The following is a 2,725-nucleotide window of genomic DNA, read 5'->3' on the forward strand; positions in this document are numbered from 1 at the left end:
TTGTGGGACGGCCAAAGGGTAGCTGGAGGGCTAGGCGAAGCAGATGGAATGCTGCACCAGAGAAGGTGAAAGTCCTGTAGCCGAAAGTCTGAAGGCGCCGGCCGGATCCCGAGTAGCACGGGGCAGGTGGAATCCCGTGTGAATCCGCGAGAACCATCTCGCAAGGCTAAATACTCCTGTGTGACCGATAGTGAACCAGTACCGTGAGGGAAAGGTGAAAAGAACCCCGGGAGGGGAGTGAAAGAGAGCATGAAACCGTGTGCCTACAAGCAGTGGGAGCCCGATTGAACGGGTGACCGCGTGCCTGTTGAAGAATGAGCCAGCGAGTTACAGCGTGGGGCAGGTTAAGGCGGGAATGCCGGAGCCAGAGGGAAACCGAGTCTGAAAAGGGCGTTAGTCGCACGCTGTAGACCCGAACCTGGGTGATCTAACCATGGCCAGGCTGAAGCTTGGGTAAAGCCAAGTGGAGGGCCGAACCGGTTGATGTTGAAAAATCATCGGATGAGCTGTGGTTAGGGGTGAAATGCCAATCGAACCCAGAGCTAGCTGGTTCTCCCCGAAATGCGTTGAGGCGCAGCGTCGACAGGTACCTGGTGGGGTAGAGCTCTGAATCGATGCGGGCGGCGAGAGCTGTACCAAATCGAACCAAACTGCGAATACGCCAGGGTTAGTCGGCAGTGAGACGGTGGGGGATAAGCTCCATCGTCGAGAGGGGAACAGCCCAGACCACCAACTAAGGCCCCCAAGTCATCGCTCAGTGATTAAGGAGGTGGGGGTGCAGAGACAACCAGGAGGTTGGCTTAGAAGCAGCCACCCTTTAAACAGTGCGTAACAGCTGACTGGTCAAGCGCCCTTGCGCCGAAAATGAACGGGACTAAGCGATGCGCCGAAGTTGTGGATTTGATGGTAGGGGAGCGTTCCGCGGTAGGGAGAAGCGGTAGCGCAAGCAGCCGTGGACGAGGCGGAAGTGAGAATGTTGGCTTGAGTAGCGCAAACATTGGTGAGAATCCAATGCCCCGAAAACCCAAGGGTTCCCCCGGAAGGTTCGTCCGCGGGGGGTTAGTCGGGACCTAAGGCGAGGCCGAAAGGCGTAGTCGATGGAGACAGGGTTGATAATCCCTGACTGGCAACTGGAGCTGAGGAGGGACGCACGAGAGCTAGCCACACCCTGATTGGATTGGGAGGGGTCTACGGACTCCGCGTGGTGAAGGGTAGTGCCAAGAAAAGCTCGTAGGCGATGAAGGTTGTCACCCGTACCCGAAACCGACACAGGTGGGTGGGTAGAGAATACCGAGGGGCGCGAGATAACCCTCTCTAAGGAACTCGGCAAAATGACCCCGTAACTTCGGGAGAAGGGGTGCCAGCGCGAGCTGGCCGCAGTGAAAGGGCCCAGGCAACTGTTTACCAAAAACACAGGTCTCTGCTAAGTCGCAAGACGACGTATAGGGGCTGACGCCTGCCCAGTGCCGGAAGGTTAAGGAAGTCGGTTAGCGCAAGCGAAGCTGGCGACCGAAGCCCCGGTGAACGGCGGCCGTAACTATAACGGTCCTAAGGTAGCGAAATTCCTTGTCGGGTAAGTTCCGACCCGCACGAAAGGCGTAATGATCTGGGCGCTGTCTCGGAGAGGGACTCGGCGAAATAGACTTGTCTGTGAAGATGCGGACTACCTGCACCTGGACAGAAAGACCCTATGAAGCTTTACTGTAGCCTGGAATTGGGTTCGGGCCTTGCTTGCGCAGGATAGGTGGGAGACGAAGAAGTACCCCTTGCGGGGGGTATGGAGTCGCCGGTGAGATACCACTCTGGCAGGGCTAGAATTCTAACTTTCCGCCCGGAAGCGGGGGAAAAGACAGTTTCAGGTGGGCAGTTTGACTGGGGCGGTCGCCTCCTAAAAGGTAACGGAGGCGCGCAAAGGTTCCCTCAGACTGGTTGGAAATCAGTCGTAGAGTGCAAAGGCATAAGGGAGCTTGACTGCAAGACCTACAAGTCGAGCAGGGACGAAAGTCGGCCTTAGTGATCCGACGGTGCTGAGTGGAAAGGCCGTCGCTCAACGGATAAAAGTTACTCTAGGGATAACAGGCTGATCTCCCCCAAGAGTTCACATCGACGGGGAGGTTTGGCACCTCGATGTCGGCTCATCGCAACCTGGGGCGGAAGTACGTCCCAAGGGTTGGGCTGTTCGCCCATTAAAGCGGTACGTGAGCTGGGTTCAGAACGTCGTGAGACAGTTCGGTCCATATCCGGTGCAGGCGCGAGAGGATTGAGAGGAGCTCTCCCTAGTACGAGAGGACCGGGAGGGACGCACCGCTGGTGTACCAGTTATCGTGCCAACGGTAGACGCTGGGTAGCCATGTGCGGAGTGGATAACCGCTGAAAGCATCTAAGTGGGAAGCCCACCTCGAGATGAGTCCTCTGTGAAGGTCCCGGGAAGACGACCCGGTAATAGGCTCTAGGTGGAAGTGCAGCAATGCATGCAGCCGAGGAGTCCTAACAGACCGTCTGCTTGACCCTACTCAACGGGTGTTCTGTCTTCTCTTGCTGTGCAGCTTTCAAGGTGTTTTCCGCTTTGCCTGGTGCCTATGGCGATGTGGAACCACGCCGACTCCATCCCGAACTCGGACGTGAAACGCATCAGCGGCGAACCTACTTGAGGGGTGACCCTCCGGTAACCTAGCTCGGTGCCAGGCTCTTCTCTCCACCCCAACCCCCCAACTTTTGGGGGGTT

The 2,725-nt window shown here is 57.3% G+C and carries 2 rRNA genes (1 of these 2 only partly in view); both read left to right on the forward strand.

What is annotated here, in order from left to right:
* A 23S ribosomal RNA gene (locus NW852_RS11075) occupies window positions 1–2,511 on the forward strand; it begins 296 nt to the left of the window's first position.
* A 58-nt stretch (window positions 2,512–2,569) separates the two neighbouring features.
* Window positions 2,570–2,687 (forward strand): 5S ribosomal RNA (gene rrf / locus NW852_RS11080).
* Window positions 2,688–2,725: the final 38 nt, after the last annotated feature.

Source organism: Synechococcus sp. H60.1, from assembly GCF_047462335.1.
Taxonomy (GTDB): domain Bacteria; phylum Cyanobacteriota; class Cyanobacteriia; order Thermostichales; family Thermostichaceae; genus Thermostichus.